The 18354-nt window shown below is 32.0% G+C and carries 26 protein-coding genes and 1 other annotated feature; of the genes, 18 read left to right on the top strand and 8 right to left on the bottom strand.

All coding sequences use genetic code 11. The features are described 5' to 3' along the window. The first annotated feature begins 6 nt into the window (after positions 1-6). The 16 genes from O0R46_RS09555 to rplQ all read left to right on the top strand — a co-directional run bounded on the left by O0R46_RS09555 (position 7) and on the right by rplQ (position 7805). Positions 7-192 (top strand): type Z 30S ribosomal protein S14, encoded by a 186-nt coding sequence (locus O0R46_RS09555; RefSeq protein ID WP_269311511.1) that lies wholly within the window; start codon positions 7-9, stop codon positions 190-192. Between the two features lie 31 nt (positions 193-223). Next, a complete protein-coding gene (rpsH, locus tag O0R46_RS09550) occupies positions 224-622 on the top strand; it encodes a 30S ribosomal protein S8 (protein WP_269311510.1) in 399 nt (132 codons plus the stop codon). Positions 623-649: 27 nt separating this feature from the next. Further along, positions 650-1192, top strand: coding sequence for a 50S ribosomal protein L6 (gene rplF, locus O0R46_RS09545; protein WP_269311509.1), 543 nt, complete (start codon positions 650-652; stop codon positions 1190-1192). Positions 1193-1217: 25 nt separating this feature from the next. Beyond that, complete coding sequence (rplR, locus tag O0R46_RS09540; protein ID WP_269311508.1) at positions 1218-1586, top strand: 50S ribosomal protein L18; 369 nt, start codon at positions 1218-1220, stop codon at positions 1584-1586. 20 nt (positions 1587-1606) lie between these two features. Beyond that, a complete protein-coding gene (gene rpsE, locus O0R46_RS09535) occupies positions 1607-2116 on the top strand; it encodes a 30S ribosomal protein S5 (protein ID WP_269311507.1) in 510 nt (169 codons plus the stop codon). A gap of 17 nt (positions 2117-2133) precedes the next feature. Beyond that, a complete protein-coding gene (gene rpmD / locus O0R46_RS09530) occupies positions 2134-2319 on the top strand; it encodes a 50S ribosomal protein L30 (RefSeq protein WP_269311506.1) in 186 nt (61 codons plus the stop codon). 31 nt (positions 2320-2350) lie between these two features. Beyond that, a complete protein-coding gene (gene rplO, locus O0R46_RS09525) occupies positions 2351-2794 on the top strand; it encodes a 50S ribosomal protein L15 (protein ID WP_269311505.1) in 444 nt (147 codons plus the stop codon). A gap of 27 nt (positions 2795-2821) precedes the next feature. After that, positions 2822-4090 carry a preprotein translocase subunit SecY gene (gene secY, locus O0R46_RS09520; protein ID WP_269311504.1) on the top strand — a complete coding sequence of 423 codons (1269 nt, stop codon included), beginning with the start codon at positions 2822-2824 and terminating at the stop codon, positions 4088-4090. A 16-nt stretch (positions 4091-4106) separates the two neighbouring features. After that, complete coding sequence (locus O0R46_RS09515; RefSeq protein ID WP_269311503.1) at positions 4107-4748, top strand: adenylate kinase; 642 nt, start codon at positions 4107-4109, stop codon at positions 4746-4748. A 158-nt stretch (positions 4749-4906) separates the two neighbouring features. Next, the gene (locus O0R46_RS09510; protein WP_269311502.1) at positions 4907-5176 is read left to right on the top strand and encodes a KOW domain-containing RNA-binding protein; all 270 of its coding nucleotides are present in this window, start codon (positions 4907-4909) and stop codon (positions 5174-5176) included. 34 nt (positions 5177-5210) lie between these two features. After that, a complete protein-coding gene (gene infA / locus O0R46_RS09505) occupies positions 5211-5429 on the top strand; it encodes a translation initiation factor IF-1 (RefSeq protein WP_269311501.1) in 219 nt (72 codons plus the stop codon). 30 nt (positions 5430-5459) lie between these two features. After that, entirely contained in the window at positions 5460-5573 is a 114-nt protein-coding gene (gene rpmJ, locus O0R46_RS09500) for a 50S ribosomal protein L36 (protein ID WP_008982609.1), read from the top strand. A gap of 56 nt (positions 5574-5629) precedes the next feature. Next, positions 5630-5998: a 30S ribosomal protein S13 gene (gene rpsM / locus O0R46_RS09495; RefSeq protein ID WP_269311500.1), complete on the top strand. Its 369-nt coding sequence runs from the start codon at positions 5630-5632 to the stop codon at positions 5996-5998. A 32-nt stretch (positions 5999-6030) separates the two neighbouring features. Next, on the top strand, positions 6031-6432 hold the full coding sequence (gene rpsK, locus O0R46_RS09490; RefSeq protein WP_002844204.1) for a 30S ribosomal protein S11: 402 nt from the start codon (positions 6031-6033) through the stop codon (positions 6430-6432). 54 nt (positions 6433-6486) lie between these two features. Next, positions 6487-7434 (top strand): DNA-directed RNA polymerase subunit alpha, encoded by a 948-nt coding sequence (locus O0R46_RS09485; RefSeq protein ID WP_269311499.1) that lies wholly within the window; start codon positions 6487-6489, stop codon positions 7432-7434. Positions 7435-7463: 29 nt separating this feature from the next. Then, the gene (gene rplQ / locus O0R46_RS09480) at positions 7464-7805 is read left to right on the top strand and encodes a 50S ribosomal protein L17 (RefSeq protein WP_269311498.1); all 342 of its coding nucleotides are present in this window, start codon (positions 7464-7466) and stop codon (positions 7803-7805) included. A gap of 43 nt (positions 7806-7848) precedes the next feature. Here rplQ and O0R46_RS09475 read toward each other — a convergent pair whose 3' ends face one another. The 7 genes from O0R46_RS09475 to O0R46_RS09445 all read right to left on the bottom strand — a co-directional run bounded on the left by O0R46_RS09475 (position 7849) and on the right by O0R46_RS09445 (position 15742). Then, positions 7849-8691, bottom strand: coding sequence for a MetQ/NlpA family ABC transporter substrate-binding protein (locus O0R46_RS09475; RefSeq protein WP_269311497.1), 843 nt, complete (start codon positions 8689-8691; stop codon positions 7849-7851). Positions 8692-8739: 48 nt separating this feature from the next. Further along, positions 8740-9414 carry a methionine ABC transporter permease gene (locus tag O0R46_RS09470; protein WP_269311496.1) on the bottom strand — a complete coding sequence of 225 codons (675 nt, stop codon included), beginning with the start codon at positions 9412-9414 and terminating at the stop codon, positions 8740-8742. Then, entirely contained in the window at positions 9407-10420 is a 1014-nt protein-coding gene (locus O0R46_RS09465; RefSeq protein WP_269311495.1) for a methionine ABC transporter ATP-binding protein, read from the bottom strand. Before O0R46_RS09465 ends, O0R46_RS09470 begins: the two co-directional genes overlap by 8 nt. A 68-nt stretch (positions 10421-10488) precedes the next feature. Next, positions 10489-11595, bottom strand: a complete 1107-nt coding sequence (locus O0R46_RS09460; RefSeq protein WP_269311494.1) for an iron-containing alcohol dehydrogenase family protein — start codon at positions 11593-11595, stop codon at positions 10489-10491. 60 nt (positions 11596-11655) lie between these two features. After that, positions 11656-11884: a binding site (T-box leader), on the bottom strand. A gap of 178 nt (positions 11885-12062) precedes the next feature. Further along, positions 12063-14063: a PTS fructose transporter subunit IIABC gene (locus O0R46_RS09455; RefSeq protein ID WP_269311493.1), complete on the bottom strand. Its 2001-nt coding sequence runs from the start codon at positions 14061-14063 to the stop codon at positions 12063-12065. 9 nt (positions 14064-14072) lie between these two features. Then, positions 14073-14993 carry a 1-phosphofructokinase gene (gene pfkB / locus O0R46_RS09450; RefSeq protein ID WP_269311492.1) on the bottom strand — a complete coding sequence of 307 codons (921 nt, stop codon included), beginning with the start codon at positions 14991-14993 and terminating at the stop codon, positions 14073-14075. Further along, on the bottom strand, positions 14993-15742 hold the full coding sequence (locus O0R46_RS09445; RefSeq protein ID WP_269311491.1) for a DeoR/GlpR family DNA-binding transcription regulator: 750 nt from the start codon (positions 15740-15742) through the stop codon (positions 14993-14995). Before O0R46_RS09445 ends, pfkB begins: the two co-directional genes overlap by 1 nt. Positions 15743-15979: 237 nt before the next feature. Here O0R46_RS09445 and O0R46_RS09440 point away from each other — a divergent pair, with 237 nt between their 5' ends. Both O0R46_RS09440 and O0R46_RS09435 read left to right on the top strand, forming a co-directional pair. Then, positions 15980-16579 carry a hypothetical protein gene (locus O0R46_RS09440; RefSeq protein WP_269311490.1) on the top strand — a complete coding sequence of 200 codons (600 nt, stop codon included), beginning with the start codon at positions 15980-15982 and terminating at the stop codon, positions 16577-16579. A gap of 157 nt (positions 16580-16736) precedes the next feature. Beyond that, positions 16737-17111, top strand: a complete 375-nt coding sequence (locus tag O0R46_RS09435) for a pyridoxamine 5'-phosphate oxidase family protein (protein WP_269311489.1) — start codon at positions 16737-16739, stop codon at positions 17109-17111. Positions 17112-17217: 106 nt separating this feature from the next. Here O0R46_RS09435 and O0R46_RS09430 read toward each other — a convergent pair whose 3' ends face one another. After that, positions 17218-18321 (bottom strand): NAD/NADP-dependent octopine/nopaline dehydrogenase family protein, encoded by a 1104-nt coding sequence (locus O0R46_RS09430; protein WP_269311488.1) that lies wholly within the window; start codon positions 18319-18321, stop codon positions 17218-17220. Positions 18322-18354: the final 33 nt, after the last annotated feature.

Below are 18354 nucleotides of genomic sequence, written 5' to 3'. Positions count from 1 at the left end.
ATTTACGTGGCTAGAAAAGCGATGGTTGTTAAGCAACAGAAAAAGCAAAAATATAAAACTAGAGAATACACAAGATGTACAGTTTGTGGTAGACCACATGGAGTTCTTAGCAAGTTCGGTATCTGCCGTATTTGTTTTAGAGAGCTAGCATACAAGGGTGAAATACCAGGTGTAAGAAAATCAAGTTGGTAAGATATAGATAAATCGGAAGGAGGGTTTTATTATGACAATGACAGATCCAATCGCAGATATGCTTACTAGAATAAGAAATGCGAACACAGTAAAGCATGACACTGTTGATGTTCCTGCTTCTAACATAAAGAAAGAAATAGCCAGAATACTTCTTGAGGAAGGGTTCATCAGAGGTTATGATGTAATAGAAGATGGAAAACAAGGAATAATAAGAGTACAGCTTAAATATGGACAAGAAGGTGAAAGAGTAATCTCTGGAATTAAGAGAATCTCAAAGCCAGGAATGAGAATATATGCAGCAGCTGCTGATGTACCAAAAGTATTAAACGGATTAGGTATCGCTATGATATCAACTTCAAATGGTATATTAACAGACAAGCAGGCAAGACAAAATAATGTAGGTGGAGAAGTAATCTGCTACGTTTGGTAAGATTTCTTAATGTAAGGAGGTGTAATAATGTCAAGAATAGGTATAAAGCCAATCACAGTTCCAGCAGGAGTAGAAGTAAAAATTGCTGATGGTAATGAAATCACAGTAAAAGGGCCTAAAGGAACTTTAACAAGCAAATTAAGTAATGAAATGCTTATAAAGAAGGAAGAAAATACTATAGTAGTTGAAAGACCAACTGAAAATAAGAAACATAAGAGTCTTCACGGTTTAACTAGAACTCTTCTTAACAACATGGTAGTAGGTGTTTCTGAAGGTTTCGAAAAGAAGATGGAAATTAAGGGTGTAGGTTACAGAGCTGCTAAGCAGGGTAACAAGCTAGTAATGAACTTAGGTTTCTCTCATCCAGTAGAAATGGAAGATCCAGAAGGTATCACTACAGAAGTTCCTAATCAATTTGAAATAATTGTAAAGGGAATAGACAAACAATTAGTTGGAAACTATGCTTCAAAAATTAGAGCATGGAGAAAGCCAGAACCATACAAGGGTAAGGGAATCAAGTATGTTGATGAAGTTATCGTTCGTAAGGAAGGTAAAACTGGTAAGAAGTAATAATTAACAGAAAGGAGTGATTACTTTGTTCAAGAAAGTTGATAAAAACGTAAATAGACTTGCTAGACATAAAAGAGTAAGAAGAAAAATAAGTGGAACAGCTGAAAGACCTAGACTTTGTGTATTCAGAAGTTCAAAAAATATATATGCTCAGATTATAGATGATACAAACAGAGTAACTTTAGCATCAGCCTCATCATTAGACGAAGCTGTAAAAAGTGCTGTATCATACACTGGAAACAAAGAAGCTGCTAGAAAAGTTGGAGAATTAGTAGCTAAGAAAGCTGCTGAAAAGGGTATAACAGAAGTTGTATTCGATAGAGGCGGATATATATATCATGGAAGAATATTAGAACTAGCAGAAGGTGCAAGAGAAGCTGGTCTTAAGTTCTAATTTAAACAAGGAGGAAAAATATGCTACATAGTAAACCTATAGATGCAACTCAATTCGATTTAGAAGAAAGAGTTATAGAAGTTAGACGTGTTACTAAGGTTGTAAAGGGTGGTAGAAACTTCAGATTTGCAGCATTAGTAGTAGTTGGAGATGCCAATGGACACGTAGGTATAGGATCAGGAAAAGCAATGGAAGTTCCAGATGCTATCAAAAAAGCAGTAGAAGATGCAAAGAAAAATCTTATAGTAGTTCCAAGAGTAGACACTACAATCCCTCACGCAGTACAGGGACATTTTGGAGCTGGTAAGATATTAATAATGCCTGCTAAAGAAGGTACAGGAGTTCTTGCAGGTGGACCTGTCAGAGCCGTACTTGAATTAGCTGGAGTAATGGACGTTAGAGCTAAGTCAACAGGTTCAAATAACCCAAGAAACATGGTAAATGCTACTATGGAAGGATTAAGAAACCTTAAGACAGCAGAATCTATCGCTAAGTTAAGAGGTAAAAAAGTAGAAGATCTACTTGGATAATATATAGGAGGTTCACAATGGCTAAGATACAAATAAAGTTAGTTAGAAGCGTTATAGGAACTAATCCTAATCAGAGAAAGAACATTGAAGCTCTTGGATTAAAGAAGAGAGAATCAGTAGTAGTTAAGGAAGATAACGCTCAGATAAGAGGAATGATTTCAAAAGTAAGTCATCTTGTAGAAGTAACTGAGATAGCAGAATAATAAGATTTTTAAAAGAAGGAGGTGCGACAGAATGAAGTTACATGAGTTAAAACCTGCTAAGGGAGCTGTAAGAGCTAAAAGAAGATTAGGTAGAGGTACAGCTACTGGTCAAGGTAAGACATCTGGTCGTGGACAGAAAGGTCAGTGGTCAAGATCTGGCGGTGGAGTTAGAGTAGGATTCGAAGGTGGACAGATGCCACTAGCAAGAAGATTACCTAAGAGAGGTTTCACAAACATATTCAAGAAAATGTACACAGAAGTTAATGTTGAAACTTTAAATAAATTTGAAGCTGGAACAGTAATAACAGCAGAAATGTTAAAGGAATCTAAGACAATATCTAAGATTGAAAAAGACGGTATAAAAATCTTAGGAAATGGTAACTTAGATAAAGCTTTAACTGTAAAGGCTGCTAAATTTACAGCATCAGCAAAAGAAAAAATTGAAAATGCAGGCGGAACTGTAGAAGAAGTTTAATCACTTTAAAAAAGAGGGGTGATTAATTTGCTAAACAATATAAAGCAAGCAGCTAAAATAAGAGATATTAGAAAAAAAATATTATTTACATTAATGATAATAGTAGTATTCAGAATGGGTACTACAATACCGGTTCCAGGTATTAATACATCAATAATACAAAATATGGTGAAGAACAACTCTCTATTGGGACTATATAATATGTTCTCAGGAGGGGCTTTTTCAAACTTTACTATATTTGCACTAGGAATTGGGCCATATATCACGGCTTCTATTATCATTCAGCTTTTGACAGCAGGTTTTGAATCTCTTAAAGAGTTACAAAAATCTGGTGAAGAAGGTAAGAAGAAATTAGATAAGTATACAAGAGGAACTGCTTTATTATTGGCTATAGTTCAAGCTATAGGTATTACTCTTGGAGTGGTAAGAAGCGCATTAAAAGTAAACAGCCCATTTTTTATTACGACTGTAATAATCACTTTGGTAGCTGCAAGTATGATGGTTATGTGGTTAGGTGATAGAATCACTGAAAAAGGTTTAGGTAATGGAGCGTCAGTACTTATATTTATCGGTATCGTATCGAGAACACCGATAGATATTATACAAATAGCTCAAAAGGCAAATACTGGAGCATTACAGTGGCCTGCAATTGCATCTTTAGTAGTGGTGATATTATTAACTATTACAGGTGTTACATTTATTACTGAATCTGTTAGAAAAATACCTGTACAATATGCTAAGCGTGTTGTTGGTAGAAAATTATATGGCGGGGACAGCTCACACATACCTATGAAGGTAAATCAGTCAGGTGTTATGCCAATAATATTTGCTAGTTCAATACTAGCCTTACCACAGACAATAGCATTATTGGGTGGGCCATCAATGCAAAAAGCTGTTAATACATTCTTTAATCTACAGACAGATCAAGGATTTTGGACTTATAGATCTATAGAAATAGTATTAATAATACTTTTCTCATATTTCTACAATACAATTTCTTTCAATACTGAAGATATATCAAAGAATATGAAAAACAGTGGTGGTTTTATTCCAGGAATTAGACCTGGTAATCCAACAGAGAAATATTTAAATGGTATATTATCAAAATTAACAATAGTAGGTGCGGCATTTTTGGGTATTATGGCAATGATACCAGCACTTATTACACATTATATGCATATACCAATGAATCTTGGAGGTACGTCACTTCTAATAGTAGTTGGTGTTGCGCTTGAACTTAAGAGACAATTGGAATCAAATCTTGTAATGAGAAATTACCAAGGTTTCCTAAAATAGTTTGGAGATGATAAATATGAGAATAATATTACTTGGACCTCCTGGTGCTGGTAAGGGTACACAAGCAGCTAATATAGTTGAAGAGTATAATGTACCTCATATTTCAACAGGAGATATCTTTAGAAAGAACATTAAAGAAGGAACAGAATTAGGTAAGAAGGCACAAGAATATATGAATGAAGGTAAGTTAGTTCCAGACGAACTTACTTGTGGACTTGTAGCATCTAGATTATCTGAGGATGATTGTAAGAATGGTTTTATGCTAGATGGCTTCCCAAGAAATACTTTTCAGGCTGAATACCTAGATAGATATTTGACTGAAAATAATATAGGGCTTGATAAAGTAATAAATATAGAAGTTGATTCAAATTTATTGGTTGAGAGAGCTTGTGGAAGAAGAATATGTAAAAACTGTGGAGCAACATTCCATGTAAAGTTTAACCCAAGTAAAGTTGAGGATGTTTGCGACGTTTGTGGTCACAATCTTACTCAAAGACCAGACGACAACGAAGAAACAGTTTCTCACAGAATAAATGTTTATTTATCTGAAACAAAACCTCTAGTTGATTATTATACTAAAAAGGGTGTAATAGCTAATATAGATGGTGATCAGGATATAAATAAGGTTTTTGAAGATATAAAAGCTGCATTAGCTTAGTTAAAACCTATTTAGCTCTTAAATATAATCCGGTTGCAAAAGGATAGGAAATAACTGTTTGAAGACAACTAGGTTGCTTATAAAGTAACATCGTAAGCTTTTATAGCAAGTTTAAAGAGCATATAGATAGCTTCACAAACCAGATAGGAGAGTGTAATATGCTATCAAGTAATTTAAATGTTGGTCAATTAGTCGAAGCTTCCTGTGGAAGAGATCAAGGTGATTTGTTCTTTATAGTTTCTATAGTTGACAAGGATTATGTTTTGATTTCTGACGGGAAACACAGGAAGTTAGATAAACCAAAATTGAAGAAAATTAAACATTTAAATGTATTTAACTTTGTTGATGAAGAAGTTAGAACATTATTGCAAAAAGGAGAGAAACCAACGGATTCTTTTCTTAGAGCAAGGCTGTATAAGTTAAAGTAGATACTTGACTTTGAAATGGAGGTTTGGTTAGTTAATGGCCAAAAAAGATGTAATAGAATTAGAAGGCATTGTGTCTGAAACACTGCCTAATGCAATGTTTAAAGTGAAATTAGAAAATGGACATGAGGTTTTATGTCATATTTCTGGAAAGCTAAGGATGAACTATATAAGAATTATCGAAGGTGATAAGGTCAATATAGAAATTTCACCTTATGATTTGGAAAGAGGAAGAATCACTTGGCGTAAGAAGTAGACTATTTTTTAGTCTGAGGAGGGATAAACAATGAAGGTTAGACCATCTGTTAAACCAATGTGCGAAAAGTGCAAGGTTATAAAAAGAAAAGGTAAAGTAATGGTAATATGCGAAAATCCTAAGCATAAGCAAAGACAGGGTTAATAAGCAATTACAGTATATAGATATTTGATATACAAGTATACGTAGGAGGTGCGAATATGGCAAGAATAGCTGGTGTAGACTTACCTAATGAAAAAAGAGCTGAAATAGGCTTAACATATATCTATGGTATAGGTAGAGCTACTGCAAATGAAATATTAGCTAAAGCTGGAATCAGTCCAGATGCTAGAATTAAAGATCTTTCTGAAGACCAGGTTAACGAACTAAGAAAGATAATAGACGAAGACCATCTTGTTGAAGGTGACTTAAGAAGAGAAATATCTTTAAATATAAAGAGATTAAGAGATATAAAGTGCTACAGAGGTATGAGACATGCTAAGGGCTTACCTCTAAGAGGACAGAAAACTAAGACTAACGCTAGAACTAGAAAAGGTCCTAGAAAAACTGTATCTCGTAAGAAGAAATAGTATTAGAATACAGTAGAAGGAGGGAAATTTAAATGGCTAAAGGCAATAAGAAAGTAGTTCAACGTGTTAGAAGAAGAGAACGTAAGAATATAGAACGTGGACATGCTCATATACAGTCTACATTCAATAATACAATAGTAACATTAACAGATGTTCATGGAAACGCAATTTCTTGGGCATCTTCAGGACAGTTAGGCTTTAAAGGGTCTAGAAAGGCTACTCCATTTGCTTCTCAGATGGCAGCAGAAACTGCAGCAAAGGCAGCAATGGAACATGGTCTAAAGACTGTTGAGGTATTTGTAAAGGGACCAGGTTCAGGTAGAGAAGCTGCAATAAGAGCTTTACAGGCTACAGGTCTTGAAGTTACTATGATAAAGGATGTCACTCCAATACCACATAATGGTTGTAGACCACCAAAGAGAAGAAGAGTGTAGTATTTGAGGTGTTTTCACCCTCAGTGGGCCAATATTTGTTAGGAGGGTTTATCCATGATAGAAATAGAAAAACCAAAAGTTGATATTGTCGAATTAAGTGAAGATTATAGATATGGTAAATTTGTTGTTGAACCTTTAGAGAGAGGTTTTGGTATAACAGTAGGTAATGCTCTTAGAAGAATATTACTTTCTTCTTTACCAGGTGTAGCAGTTCACGCAATGAGAATTGATGGTGTACTTCATGAATTCTCAACAGTACCAGGGGTTAAGGAAGATGTTACTGAAATTATACTTGCATTGAAGGAATTATCAGCAACAATCGATGATGAAGAGCCTAAAGTGTTAAGAATACAGGCAGTAGGTCCTTGTGAAGTCAAGGGATCTGATATTATATGCCCACCTGAAGTCGAAATAGTAAGTAAAGATTTACATATAGCGACATTGGATGAACATTCAAAGCTAAACATGGAAATACATGTAAGTAAAGGTAGAGGATATACATCAGCCGAAGATAACAAGACTGATAACACTCCAATAGGTTTACTACCTATAGATTCAATATACACACCTGTAGAAAAGGTTAGTTACCATGTAGAAAATACAAGAGTAGGTCAAAGATCAGATTATGATAAATTGACTCTTGAAGTATGGACTAATGGTAGCATCAATCCACAGGAAGGTATTTCACTTGCAGCTAAAGTACTAGATGAACATCTAAGATTATTCATCGACTTATCTGATAGTGTAAGCAATGTTGAAATAATGGTTGAAAAAGAAGAAGACAAGAAAGAAAAAGTTCTTGAAATGACAATAGAAGAATTAGATTTGTCAGTTAGATCATATAACTGCCTAAAGAGAGCTGGAATCAATACAGTTGAAGAATTATCTAATAAGTCTGAAGACGATATGATGAAGGTTAGAAACTTAGGTAAGAAATCTCTAGAAGAAGTAATTCACAAGTTGAATGAACTAGAGCTAAGATTAAGACCTAGCGAAGACTAAGATCTCATTCAAGAAAAGGAGGGAAATTGATGGCAACTTACCGTAAATTAGGACGTGAAACAGCACATAGAAACTTAATGTTAAGAAATCTTGTGACTAGTTTACTAAGAGAAGGAAGAATAGAAACTACAGTTACTAGAGCTAAAGAAACAAGAAGAATGGCTGAAAAGATGATCACTCTTGGTAAAAGAGGTGACCTTCATGCTAGAAGACAAGCTCTTGCTTATATATTAGATGAAACTGTTGTTACAGAATTATTCGAAACAATCGCACCAAAGTATGCTGAAAGAAATGGTGGATACACTAGAATATTAAAGAAAGGACCAAGAAGAGGAGATACTGCTGAAATGGCAATTATCGAACTTGTATAGGTCTAAAAAAGAGTTGGTTCATTAGAACCAACTCTTTTTATATTTAGTATAATGGTTTATCGAAGCCTTTAAAATCTGTGTTTATAATCTCATCAAATTCTTTTGACTTAACTATTGAAATTAGATCTTTTGATAATTTTGAATCTTTGTTTTCACTTTTAACGACAATATTATTTCTGTTGTTATCAGTCATTTTTTCTAATTTTAAAGCTGTAGTCAAATCAAAATTTGCAGCTAGGGCGAAATTACCAGGTACAGCTGATATTGTAGAACTACTTAATGACCTAGCCAATTGTGCAGCTTCTAACTCTGTAAATTGTAAGTGTTTAGGATTTTCAATAATATCTTTTTGACTAGCTTTTAGAGGATCAATATCTTTTTTTAATTTTATTAGTCCTGCTTCTGACAATAATATATATGCACGAGCAGCGTTTGATGGATCGTTAGGCAATGTAACTTCGGCTTTGTCTTGTATTTTATTTATGTCTTTTATCTTATCAGAGTATAATCCCATTGGAGCAGTAGGAACCTGAACTAATGCAGTTAAATCCATATTATTTTCTTTAGCAAATTTATCCATATAAATTTTATGTTGGAATAAATTAGCATCGATTTCTTTATCATTAAGCGCATGGTTTGGCCTAATATAATCAGTAAATTCGACAATACTGATTTTATATCCCTTTTTTTCTAATAATGGCTTTATAGCCTTATTTACCATATCTGAATATGGTCCTGAAGTTGCTCCAATTTTAACTTCCTGAATTTTTTGATTTGAATTAGAAGTAGATGCTTTTTCATCAGTTTTTCTTGTACCGCATCCTACTAGGGTAGTTAATGTTATGATTGTTGCTAAACCAATTGATAGTGTCTTTTTTATTTTCATATTTTTTCTCCTTTTTATTTAACGGTAATATTTTTCTAATAGTATTTTTTAATCTCTCTTGTATTTTTGAGCTAGGCTTGAACCGACTTTTTGTGTTATTTGGACTAAAAGTATTAAGAGTATTACAGTTATCGACATTGTGAAATTATCAAATCTGTAATATCCATATCTTATAGCTAAATCACCAATACCACCTCCACCTACAACTCCAGCCATTGCAGAAAATGCAATTAAATTTATTAGAGTTAGTGTGATAGACTGTATTATTCCATATAATGATTCTGGTATAAGGACTTCTTTTACAATTAACCATACACTGGCACCAGATGCTACGCTTGATTCTACTATTCCCTTATCAATTTCATTTAACGATGTATCCACCAATCTAGTGAAAAGAGGTATAGCAGCGACTGTAAGAGGTACAATTGCTCCTATTGGTCCAGTTGATTTACCTACTAAGAATATTGTAAAAGGTATTAAAAATACCAATAATATTATGAAAGGTATTGATCTAATTGTGTTTACTATAAAATCTACAATAGAATATATAAACCTGTTTTTAAACAATAATCTATTATTAGTTAGAAAAAGTAAAATTCCTAGTGTTAATCCAATAATTACTGTAATAATAATTGAGACTCCTATCATTATTAGAGAATCATTAAATGCTTTTATTAATTCTGGGAATATCCGGTTCCATTGGATTATAAAGTTATTAAGCATATCTTTTCACCTCCACGCCTTCTACTTTATTATTTAGATAATCTATCATTTCATTTGTATTTTGCTCTTTACCTTCTAGTGATAAAATTAGAGTACCCAACTGTTTATCTTCTAAGTGTTCTATATTACCTCCGAAGATATTTACAGCAACATTATGTTTTTTAGCTAATTCATATACGATTGGTTTATTTGCTGTGTGTCCTTTGAATGTTAATTCAATTAATTTGTCTCCGTCAAAGCTCTTAATAAGGTTACTTGGAATAAAGTTTTTTCTAGTATTATATACAAATTCCTGCATCAATTTAGTTTTTGGGTTAGCAAATATCTCAAATACAGAATTTTGTTCAATTATTTGACCTTTTTCCATCACAGCAACTCTTTGGCAAGTTTCTTTTATTACTTCCATTTCGTGTGTTACAATAATAATTGTTATAGCTAATTTATCATTTATTTGCTTTAATAGATTCAGTATTTGTTTAGTAGTAACTGGATCTAATGCACTTGTAGCCTCATCGCAAAGAAGAATTTTTGGATTATTAGCTAATGCTTTCGCTATACCAACTCTTTGTTTTTGTCCACCAGATAGTTGATTTGGATACTCATTTCTTTTGTCTGTTAGGCCTACTAATTCAAGTAATTCATCAACACGTCTTGAAATATCTTCTTTTTTTGTATTGCCAGCTTTTAGATTAAATTCAATATTTTCATAAACTGTCTTTGATTTAATCAAATTAAATTGCTGAAAGATAATTCCTACTTTTTGACGATATTTTCTTAATTCTTTTTTATTTAATTCGTTTACTGTTTGTCCATCCACAATTATTTTACCTGAAGATGGTGTTTCTAATAAGTTTATACATCTTAATAGCGTGCTTTTTCCTGCACCTGAATAGCCTATTATACCAAAAATCTCTCCCTGTTTAATCTTTAGATTAGTAGTTTTTAATGCACTAATAGTATTTTTATTTTGTTTAAAACTTTTGCTTACATTTATTAATTCAATCATTTATTCACATCCTTTATTAGTCTAATAAAATATTCTTTTAAATTTTATAATATAATTTATCAATAAATTTATAACTCTAAATTTCCTACTATACCTTCTAATTTGACAATAGCTTGATATACTTTTTCACTATTGATATTAGAGTCAATTAATTTAAAAGATTCTTTGTCAGAGGAAGAATATTCAGCTACTTTTTTAGCAGCTACTTCAAAATCAGTTTTTATACCAAGTTGATTCCATGAATATATATATCCATTCTCTTTGTAAAATTTGATTAGTTTTTTCACTTCATCATAGTCTTTTGTGTATACAAGTTGTACTAACACCCCATAGGATACTTTAACACCATGTTGGATAGAATTTGTTTCACTAAATTGAGTTAATCCGTTATGTATTGCATGTGCTCCTGATATTCTTCCATATTGTCCAGCTTGAGATCCAACATAACCAGCTACCGCAAATACTGTATCTACAACTCTCTTGAATTCTTCATTAATTTCTTTATTTTTAAGTGCATTTACAGCTTTTTGAGCATCTTTTAATAATATTTCTTTAGAGACCTTAGCTGTAGCTAATCCTACCTGTACTAAAGCAGGAAGAGTAGTAATGTCATACTGTCTTGTGATAGCTTCGGCCTCATACCATTTAGCGATAGTATCACATATACCTCCTATAAAGTATTCAATAGGAGAATCCAGCAACAACTCATAATCTACTATACACAAAAAGCCTGAACGCTTGAAGTAATCAAATCTAAGAAAACAATTATTTTTATCATAGACAACTCCCAGAGGAGTTACAGCTGCACAATTGCTTATTACAGTAGGTATAGTAGCAATATCTATGTTTAACCTGTCTGCAACACCTTTTGCAGTATCTATTAGCTTACCTCCACCAATGGCCACTATAATATCAGAATTATATTTTTTTGCCTTTTCAACAAGTTCCAAAATATTTTCTTCACTAGAGCTGTGATCATACTTTAATAAGGGATATTCTAATAATTTTTTATTGTGACTTTTATATGATTTTTTAAAAGCTTCAAATGACTTATGTCCTGTAATAATTAATGGTCTATTAAAATTTGATATTAGTCTTTCTAATTCTATAATCCCACCAGCTTCATTATAAAATTGCCCATCTATACTTCTTGTAATATTTCCTAATTCAATCATCTTATACCTCCTAATTTAGATAATAGTATATTTTTTATGCATAAAAAAATCGCCCTCATACCAAAGGACGAAATACCGTGTTACCACCTTAATTTATAGACAACTCACATTGACTACCTCTTCGAGTACTATCATACTCTATTGCTATAACGGGCAACCCCGAGATAGATTACATATCACCTATCCAACTCCAAGACCATTTTCAATCGCATTCCGTTGTTTACTTTCACCAAACGTAAACTCTCTTTTTGAACTTCCAACGATTTACTTTTCTTTTCATAGTTTTTTAAAAATATATTGTCATTATACTATCACAGATAAAAAATATATGTCAAGCATTTTTTGAATTTTTTTAAAAATTTGTGAATATAGAATTATATAGATATAAAATAGTGAACTAAAAAAGGTTGAGTATACTTAAGTATATTCAACCTTTTTATTATATATATTTACTTTGTTATAGGAAATTATTTAATATTTTTTCTTGAAAGGGTAACAATTAATAATCCAGCTCCTACAAGTCCACCTATTAACCATGCTAATAAGAACATCAATGGATTAGTTACACCACCTGCTGCAACTGCAAATATGCCACCATGAGGTACAAGGCTGTAGCACTTAAATAACATACTTAATGCGCCAGCAACACCAGCACCAAAGGCTAATGAAGGAATTACTTTTAGAGGGTTAGCGGCTGCAAAAGGTATTGCACCTTCTGTAATAAATGCAGCACCCATTACATAATTGACTAATGCACTGTTGCGTTGTTCTGCTGGCCATAAATTTTTCTTTATTGTAGCAGCTATTGCTATCGCTAGAGGAGGCACCATACCACCTACCATAACGGCAGCCATAACATTAGAACCAGCGGCTCCACCTGCTGTTACTAGAGCAGTACCTGTTACATATGCAGCCTTATTAATAGGTCCTCCCATATCTATTGACATCATAGCACCTACTACAAATCCTAATATTATTGTCCATTCCCTTGGTATTGAAGAAATAGCACCAGTTAAACTACTCATAATAGCACCCATAGGACCATTAATAACAAATAGCATCAAGATACCCATTATTAAAACACCTAGAACAGGGAAGATAAATATAGGTTTTAAACCGTCAAGTGATTTTGGCATCCAATTAGTGATTTTACGTAAGAACCAAACTATACCACCAGCTAAGAAACCAGCGATCAATGCTCCTAAAAATCCTGAAGGAACAGCACCCTTAAATATACCAACGCCACCACCAAAATCTGCGATAATTCCTGGGTTTGCAAAAATACCACCCATTAAACCAATTACTAGACCGGGTCTATCTGCTATTGATTTACCTATAAATCCTGCTAGTATTGGCAACATCATAGCAAATGATAATTTTCCAAGTACCATCAATGTCTGAGCTATTGCATTATATGATGGATCCTCTGGATTTGAAGAATTTATACCCCAGAAGAATGATATAGCGATTAAAATACCTCCAGCTACGACAAATGGCAACATATGAGAAACACCATTCATCAAGTGTTTATAGAATTTACGACCTAGCGATTCATTTTCAATATCTTCTGAATTATCATCATCTGTATTTTCAGCATGATATATAGGAGCATCGGCCTTTGAAGCACGTTCTACCAAGTTATCTGCCTTATTTATACCATCTGATACTTTTGTTATAATAACTGGTTTTCCATTAAAACGAGCCATCTCTACTTGTTTATCAGCGGCGACTATAATAGCTGTGGCCTTATCTATATCGGTTTTAGTTAATCTGTTACCTACTCCTGATTGCCCATTTGTTTCAACTTTGATTGGATAACCAGCTAATTTGGCAGCTTGTTTTAACTTTTCTTCAGCCATAAATGTATGAGCTATGCCAGTAGGGCAAGCAGTTACTGCAAGAATATAAGGCTTATCTTCAGCTATTATAGGTGATGGAGTAGAAGTGCTATTATTAATTTCTTTATCAATAACTTCTTCTTTAGATTCATTATTTGAATTTATTTTTGAACCTTCGCTTTCATCATACTTATCAAAAATATCAACGACCTGATCAGCATTACTTGCTGCTAATAATTCAGCTTTTGCTTCTGGTATTAATAATACCTTTGAAAGTGATGCTAGAGCCTTTAAATGTTCTCCGCCGCCTTCTGGAGCAGCAATCATAAATAGAAGTTTTGCAGGTTGTCCATCGAATGAATTCCAATCTATTCCTTTATCGCTACGTCCCATAATAATAGCTGGCTTTTTAATTGAGGCATCTTGTGCATGTGGTATAGCAATTTCATCACCTACACCAGTTGTAAATTCTGCTTCACGAGCCTTTAATTTTTCTACATAAGAGTCAACATTTGTCAATAAGCCAGTTTTTGCAAAATTATTGGCTAAATGATAAAGTGTTTCATTTTTTTCACTTGTTTGCAATGATAAATCCATTGCTTCTTTCAAAATTAATTCTGATAATTTCATTTTTTCCTCCTATACAATTTCTTTTACAGTAATCTGTTTTTTAAGTTCTTCTATTAGTTTTATCTGACCTATTCCGGTAGAGAATGCAGTAGCTGAACCAGATGCAGCTCCCTGAAGTAGACTCTCTTTATAATTTTCTTCTTCCATATATTTAGCCATAAAACCTGCAAGCATTGAATCTCCAGCACCTACTGAGTTAATTACATTTCCACTTGGTACATTTGATTCGTAAACTTTACCTTCTTGACTTACCAGTATAGCTCCATGAGATCCCCTTGATACAAGAACATTTTTAGCTCCGTATTCCTGTAATTTTTTTGCATAATAAATAATTTCTTTTACAGTATTGATTTTTATATTAAAAATTTCTCCCAATTCATGATGATTAGGTTTTATAATAAAAGGCTTATAAATCAAGCAAGAAGTAAGGTTGTCTAAATTAGAATCTAATATCAACTTAACATTCATATCTTGACATAATTTTGCGACCTGACCATATGAATCTGATGTCATACCTTTAGCTGAATTACCTGATAAAAATACATAGTCATTTTCTTTTAATTCACTTTTGAAAAATTTTAAGAATTTTTGGAAGTTTTCCTCTGATATAATAGGGCCATTTCCATTGATTTCTGTTTCACTATCAGAGTGTATTTTACAATTTACTCTAGTGATACCATCTGCTTCAATGAAAGCTGACTTTATTCCTTCCTTTTCAAGTTGAGATATAATAAATTGACCAGTAAAACCACCAATAAAACCTGTTGCAATATTGTCTTTATCAAAACGTTTTAATAAGACAGATACGTTGATACCTTTACCTCCAGCTACAAAATCTTCGTTATCTACTCGATTTAGTTGGCCAATATTTAAGTGATTAACTTGAAACACTAGGTCAATGGCTGGATTAAAAGTGATAGTATAAATCATTATTTCACCTCCAAAATAGTTGTTGATTCAATGAAATCGTCTGATACATATTCTTCCAGTTTATTTGTAATTATTGTAACTTCGTCTAAGTTACATACTTTACAAAATGAAACTTTATTAAATTTACTAGAATCTGTCATTATATAAGTTCTGCCAGCACGATTTATTACAAGTGATTTAATAGCTGCTTCTTCTTCATCAGCAGTTGTTAAACCAAAGTCACTATGTATTCCGTTTATACCAATAAAAGCTTTATCAAAAACATATTGACTTAATTGTGTTTGTGCACTAATGCCAACAATAGATTGTGTGGTATTTTTGATCTTTCCCCCTAAAAGTATTGTTTGATAACCATTTTGACTTAATTCATAAGCTTGTAATAGGCCATTAGTTACTACTGTACTTGGCTTATTCTCTAAATAAGGAATAATTTTAGCTGTTGTTGTACCAGCATCTATATATATTACGTCTCCTTTATTTACCATTTGAGAGGCTTTTTGACCAATTGATAATTTTGCGGAATTATTAATGGTATTTTTTTCATCGAAGGTAGGTTCTTTATCGATGTGATAGTTAAGTTTAGCACCTCCATGAATTCTAGTTAAAAGTCCACGTTCTTCTAGTTGTGATAAATCACGTCTAATCGTGGATTCTGAAACATCTAGTTTTTGCATTAACTGATGCAGTTTTACTGTGCGACTCATTCTTAATTCATTAAGAATATATTCTTCTCTTTCTTCTGTAAGCATTTTCACACCTCCATATTCATTATAATAATACTATTTAATGAACGTTTCAAGTCTTTTTCGCTCAAAAACATCTAAAAACATTCAAAAACATTTAATATTAATTAAAATAATTAATTTGATTACAAAAAATGTTTTATACTAAGAAAATGCTTACAAGTATTGATTTAATCTTATTATTTTAATAAAAAAATGATATAATTAATAAGAAATAATTAATTGAGTAATATGGAGGATATTATGGAAACGGAAGTAAAGGTAAAAAAGAAAAAAACTGGATTAAAAGTATTTTTAAGTATAGTAGCAGTATTGTTAATTGCAGCGGTAGGATTTATCATTTATGCAGACAGACAAGAAACTATGTACGAGCAAAAGAGTAAAGAAGCTGGAAAGCCTTATTCAATGGAGAAGGTAGAAAATAAAAGTAATAATCAAACTACATTATTAATTGAAAAAGAAGTATTTAAGGAATACAATAAGATGTTTGATGGAAAAAAAGAGGAAAATCTTGGAGATGGATTATACGCTACAAGTAAATTTGACGAAAATACTAGAACAATAATTTTCAAAGTGAAAGATAAGAGTGAAGATAAATCGTTAAAATACTATTTAGTCGATGGAAATCAAGCAGATGGCAAAGAAAATAAAAAAGAGCTAGAAAATATTTGGAATGATATGTTGAAAAGTTCTCAAGAATCATCAAAGGAATTGGCTGATGTAGGACTAAAAAATTTCAGTTTTGTAGTGTTAAACCCATATAATGAAAAAAACATACTATTAAAAGTTACTGACGGTAAAGTAGTTTATGATTTTCATAATGACCTAAAAAAAGATAAATAGTGAATAAAAATTAAATATATATAAAAAAATAAAAACCAACTTATAATAAGTTGGTTTTTATTTTTTTAGCTTTAAAAGATTTTAAAGGGGTATTTTATTTTTATAGATAAATGCTTATATCTATATATGAATAACTTATTATAACGGAGGATTAAAAATGTTAAGCGAAAAATTTTTTGAAGTATTAAAGCATGAAGGAGCAGTATCGATAGTATCTTGGGGATCAGGTGAAGAAGCAAATGTTACTTGTACTTGGAACTCATATTTAGTAGTTGAGGGTGATAAGATTTATATTCCAGCTGCTGGAATGACATCTACAGAAGCTGATGTGAAAGTTAACGACAAAGTTAAACTTACTTTAGCAGCTAGAGAAGTAGAAGGATACAATGGATATCAGGGTACTGGATTTAGAATAGAAGGTAGAGCAGAGTTCTTATCTTCAGGTGAAGTTTATGATATGATGTTCGAAAAATACCCATTTATGAACAGGGTTTTAATAGTAACTGTAGATACAGCAAAACAATTATTGTAATTGTAAGAAAATATAAAACTTTTAAAATAAATAAAAATAGCGTTGAGAATTTAAAATTTTATCAACGCTATTTTTTAATACTAAATTACATTATAATATATAAATTTTATACATAATTTATTAAATCTTCTAAAGTCATATCATCTAAATTTAGGCTTTTAAGGGTTAATCCATTCTTTCTAAAATCAATTCCAACAATAACAGTACCTAAATTAATAACTGAATCAATTATTGGTGTTGGTGTGTTTGTAAGTTTTCCTAAATCAGACCATAGTACTAAGCCATCTTCTATATCCTCTACTAAATACCTTGAATATATTGAATGAGGACCATTTATTTTTGAAAATACTGGACTGTGATTAAACATTAAATGTAAGTCCTGTCTATGATCAGAGAAATATCCTCTGTTAATTCTACTTTCGACGACGTCTTCAAGCTTAAAACCAAAAGCTTTTGCTATATTTCTTCTTTCATTTGCAATAGCTAACAACAAGTTTATTGTGCTTTTTGTATACCCGTCTCTATATACTGAGAAGTTTGGATCATTTTCAAGTTGACCTATATTTAATAAGCACATGCCAGGATGAACTTCTGGATTGGCGTTTTCTAGAGTAATTCTCCATATATTTTCTACTGGTATAATTCCGTCGTAAAATTGTGAAATAATTGAGCAAGCCTTTTCGGTCATTTCTTTTGGTAGAGCTGCAACTAAAGTTTCTTTTACCTTTAAGGAAATATTTGCTGTTGCTATTGTATGATCAGCTCTTGTGGCATAGGTTAATGAATTTGCTTCTGCAAGAAAATAATTTTTATTTAATCCTAACTCTTTAGATTTATTGATAAATCTTATAGATGATAGGGAAGCAGCTGAATTGAAAAAAATAAGTTGATTTTCGTTCACTACTGGTGCGATAATTTCTGCATATTTTTCAACTAATAAACCAGGCAAAGTAAACATAATTACTTGAGAATTTTCTATGGCTTGATTTATGTCTGTTGAACATTCAATGTTGTGAACAAAAGTATTCATATTATTGTAATTAACCATTATTCCATTATTTTTTATAATTGCATCTAACTTATGTTGCTTTTCAGGTAAGTCATAAAGTACTACATTAAATCCTTTTTCCTTTAAATCAGCAGCAGCTGTAATTCCACCATTTCCTGCACCTACTATTGTTATCTTTTTTACTTTTCCTATAAAAATCACCCTTTCTTAAATAAAATCTTATTATATATTATT

Origin of the sequence: Peptostreptococcus equinus, from assembly GCF_027125355.1 — a bacterium.
GTDB classification, from domain to species: domain Bacteria; phylum Bacillota; class Clostridia; order Peptostreptococcales; family Peptostreptococcaceae; genus Peptostreptococcus; species Peptostreptococcus equinus.
Note: the sequence above shows the minus strand (reverse complement) of the source record. Positions and strands in the feature narration are given on the sequence as shown.

Excerpts from the sequence above, each read along its gene's own strand:
- rpsH (WP_269311510.1), top strand. The coding sequence starts at position 224 with ATGACAATGACAGATCCAATCGCAGATATGCTTACTAGAATAAGAAAT.
- rplF (WP_269311509.1), top strand. The coding sequence starts at position 650 with ATGTCAAGAATAGGTATAAAGCCAATCACAGTTCCAGCAGGAGTAGAA.
- rpsE (WP_269311507.1), top strand. The coding sequence starts at position 1,607 with ATGCTACATAGTAAACCTATAGATGCAACTCAATTCGATTTAGAAGAA.
- rpmD (WP_269311506.1), top strand. The coding sequence starts at position 2,134 with ATGGCTAAGATACAAATAAAGTTAGTTAGAAGCGTTATAGGAACTAAT.
- rplO (WP_269311505.1), top strand. The coding sequence starts at position 2,351 with ATGAAGTTACATGAGTTAAAACCTGCTAAGGGAGCTGTAAGAGCTAAA.
- O0R46_RS09515 (WP_269311503.1), top strand. The coding sequence starts at position 4,107 with ATGAGAATAATATTACTTGGACCTCCTGGTGCTGGTAAGGGTACACAA.
- O0R46_RS09510 (WP_269311502.1), top strand. The coding sequence starts at position 4,907 with ATGCTATCAAGTAATTTAAATGTTGGTCAATTAGTCGAAGCTTCCTGT.
- infA (WP_269311501.1), top strand. The coding sequence starts at position 5,211 with ATGGCCAAAAAAGATGTAATAGAATTAGAAGGCATTGTGTCTGAAACA.
- rpmJ (WP_008982609.1), top strand. The coding sequence starts at position 5,460 with ATGAAGGTTAGACCATCTGTTAAACCAATGTGCGAAAAGTGCAAGGTT.
- rpsM (WP_269311500.1), top strand. The coding sequence starts at position 5,630 with ATGGCAAGAATAGCTGGTGTAGACTTACCTAATGAAAAAAGAGCTGAA.
- rpsK (WP_002844204.1), top strand. The coding sequence starts at position 6,031 with ATGGCTAAAGGCAATAAGAAAGTAGTTCAACGTGTTAGAAGAAGAGAA.
- O0R46_RS09485 (WP_269311499.1), top strand. The coding sequence starts at position 6,487 with ATGATAGAAATAGAAAAACCAAAAGTTGATATTGTCGAATTAAGTGAA.
- rplQ (WP_269311498.1), top strand. The coding sequence starts at position 7,464 with ATGGCAACTTACCGTAAATTAGGACGTGAAACAGCACATAGAAACTTA.
- O0R46_RS09475 (WP_269311497.1), bottom strand. The coding sequence starts at position 8,691 with ATGAAAATAAAAAAGACACTATCAATTGGTTTAGCAACAATCATAACA.
- O0R46_RS09470 (WP_269311496.1), bottom strand. The coding sequence starts at position 9,414 with ATGCTTAATAACTTTATAATCCAATGGAACCGGATATTCCCAGAATTA.
- O0R46_RS09465 (WP_269311495.1), bottom strand. The coding sequence starts at position 10,420 with ATGATTGAATTAATAAATGTAAGCAAAAGTTTTAAACAAAATAAAAAT.
- O0R46_RS09460 (WP_269311494.1), bottom strand. The coding sequence starts at position 11,595 with ATGATTGAATTAGGAAATATTACAAGAAGTATAGATGGGCAATTTTAT.
- O0R46_RS09455 (WP_269311493.1), bottom strand. The coding sequence starts at position 14,063 with ATGAAATTATCAGAATTAATTTTGAAAGAAGCAATGGATTTATCATTG.
- pfkB (WP_269311492.1), bottom strand. The coding sequence starts at position 14,993 with ATGATTTATACTATCACTTTTAATCCAGCCATTGACCTAGTGTTTCAA.
- O0R46_RS09445 (WP_269311491.1), bottom strand. The coding sequence starts at position 15,742 with ATGCTTACAGAAGAAAGAGAAGAATATATTCTTAATGAATTAAGAATG.
- O0R46_RS09440 (WP_269311490.1), top strand. The coding sequence starts at position 15,980 with ATGGAAACGGAAGTAAAGGTAAAAAAGAAAAAAACTGGATTAAAAGTA.
- O0R46_RS09435 (WP_269311489.1), top strand. The coding sequence starts at position 16,737 with ATGTTAAGCGAAAAATTTTTTGAAGTATTAAAGCATGAAGGAGCAGTA.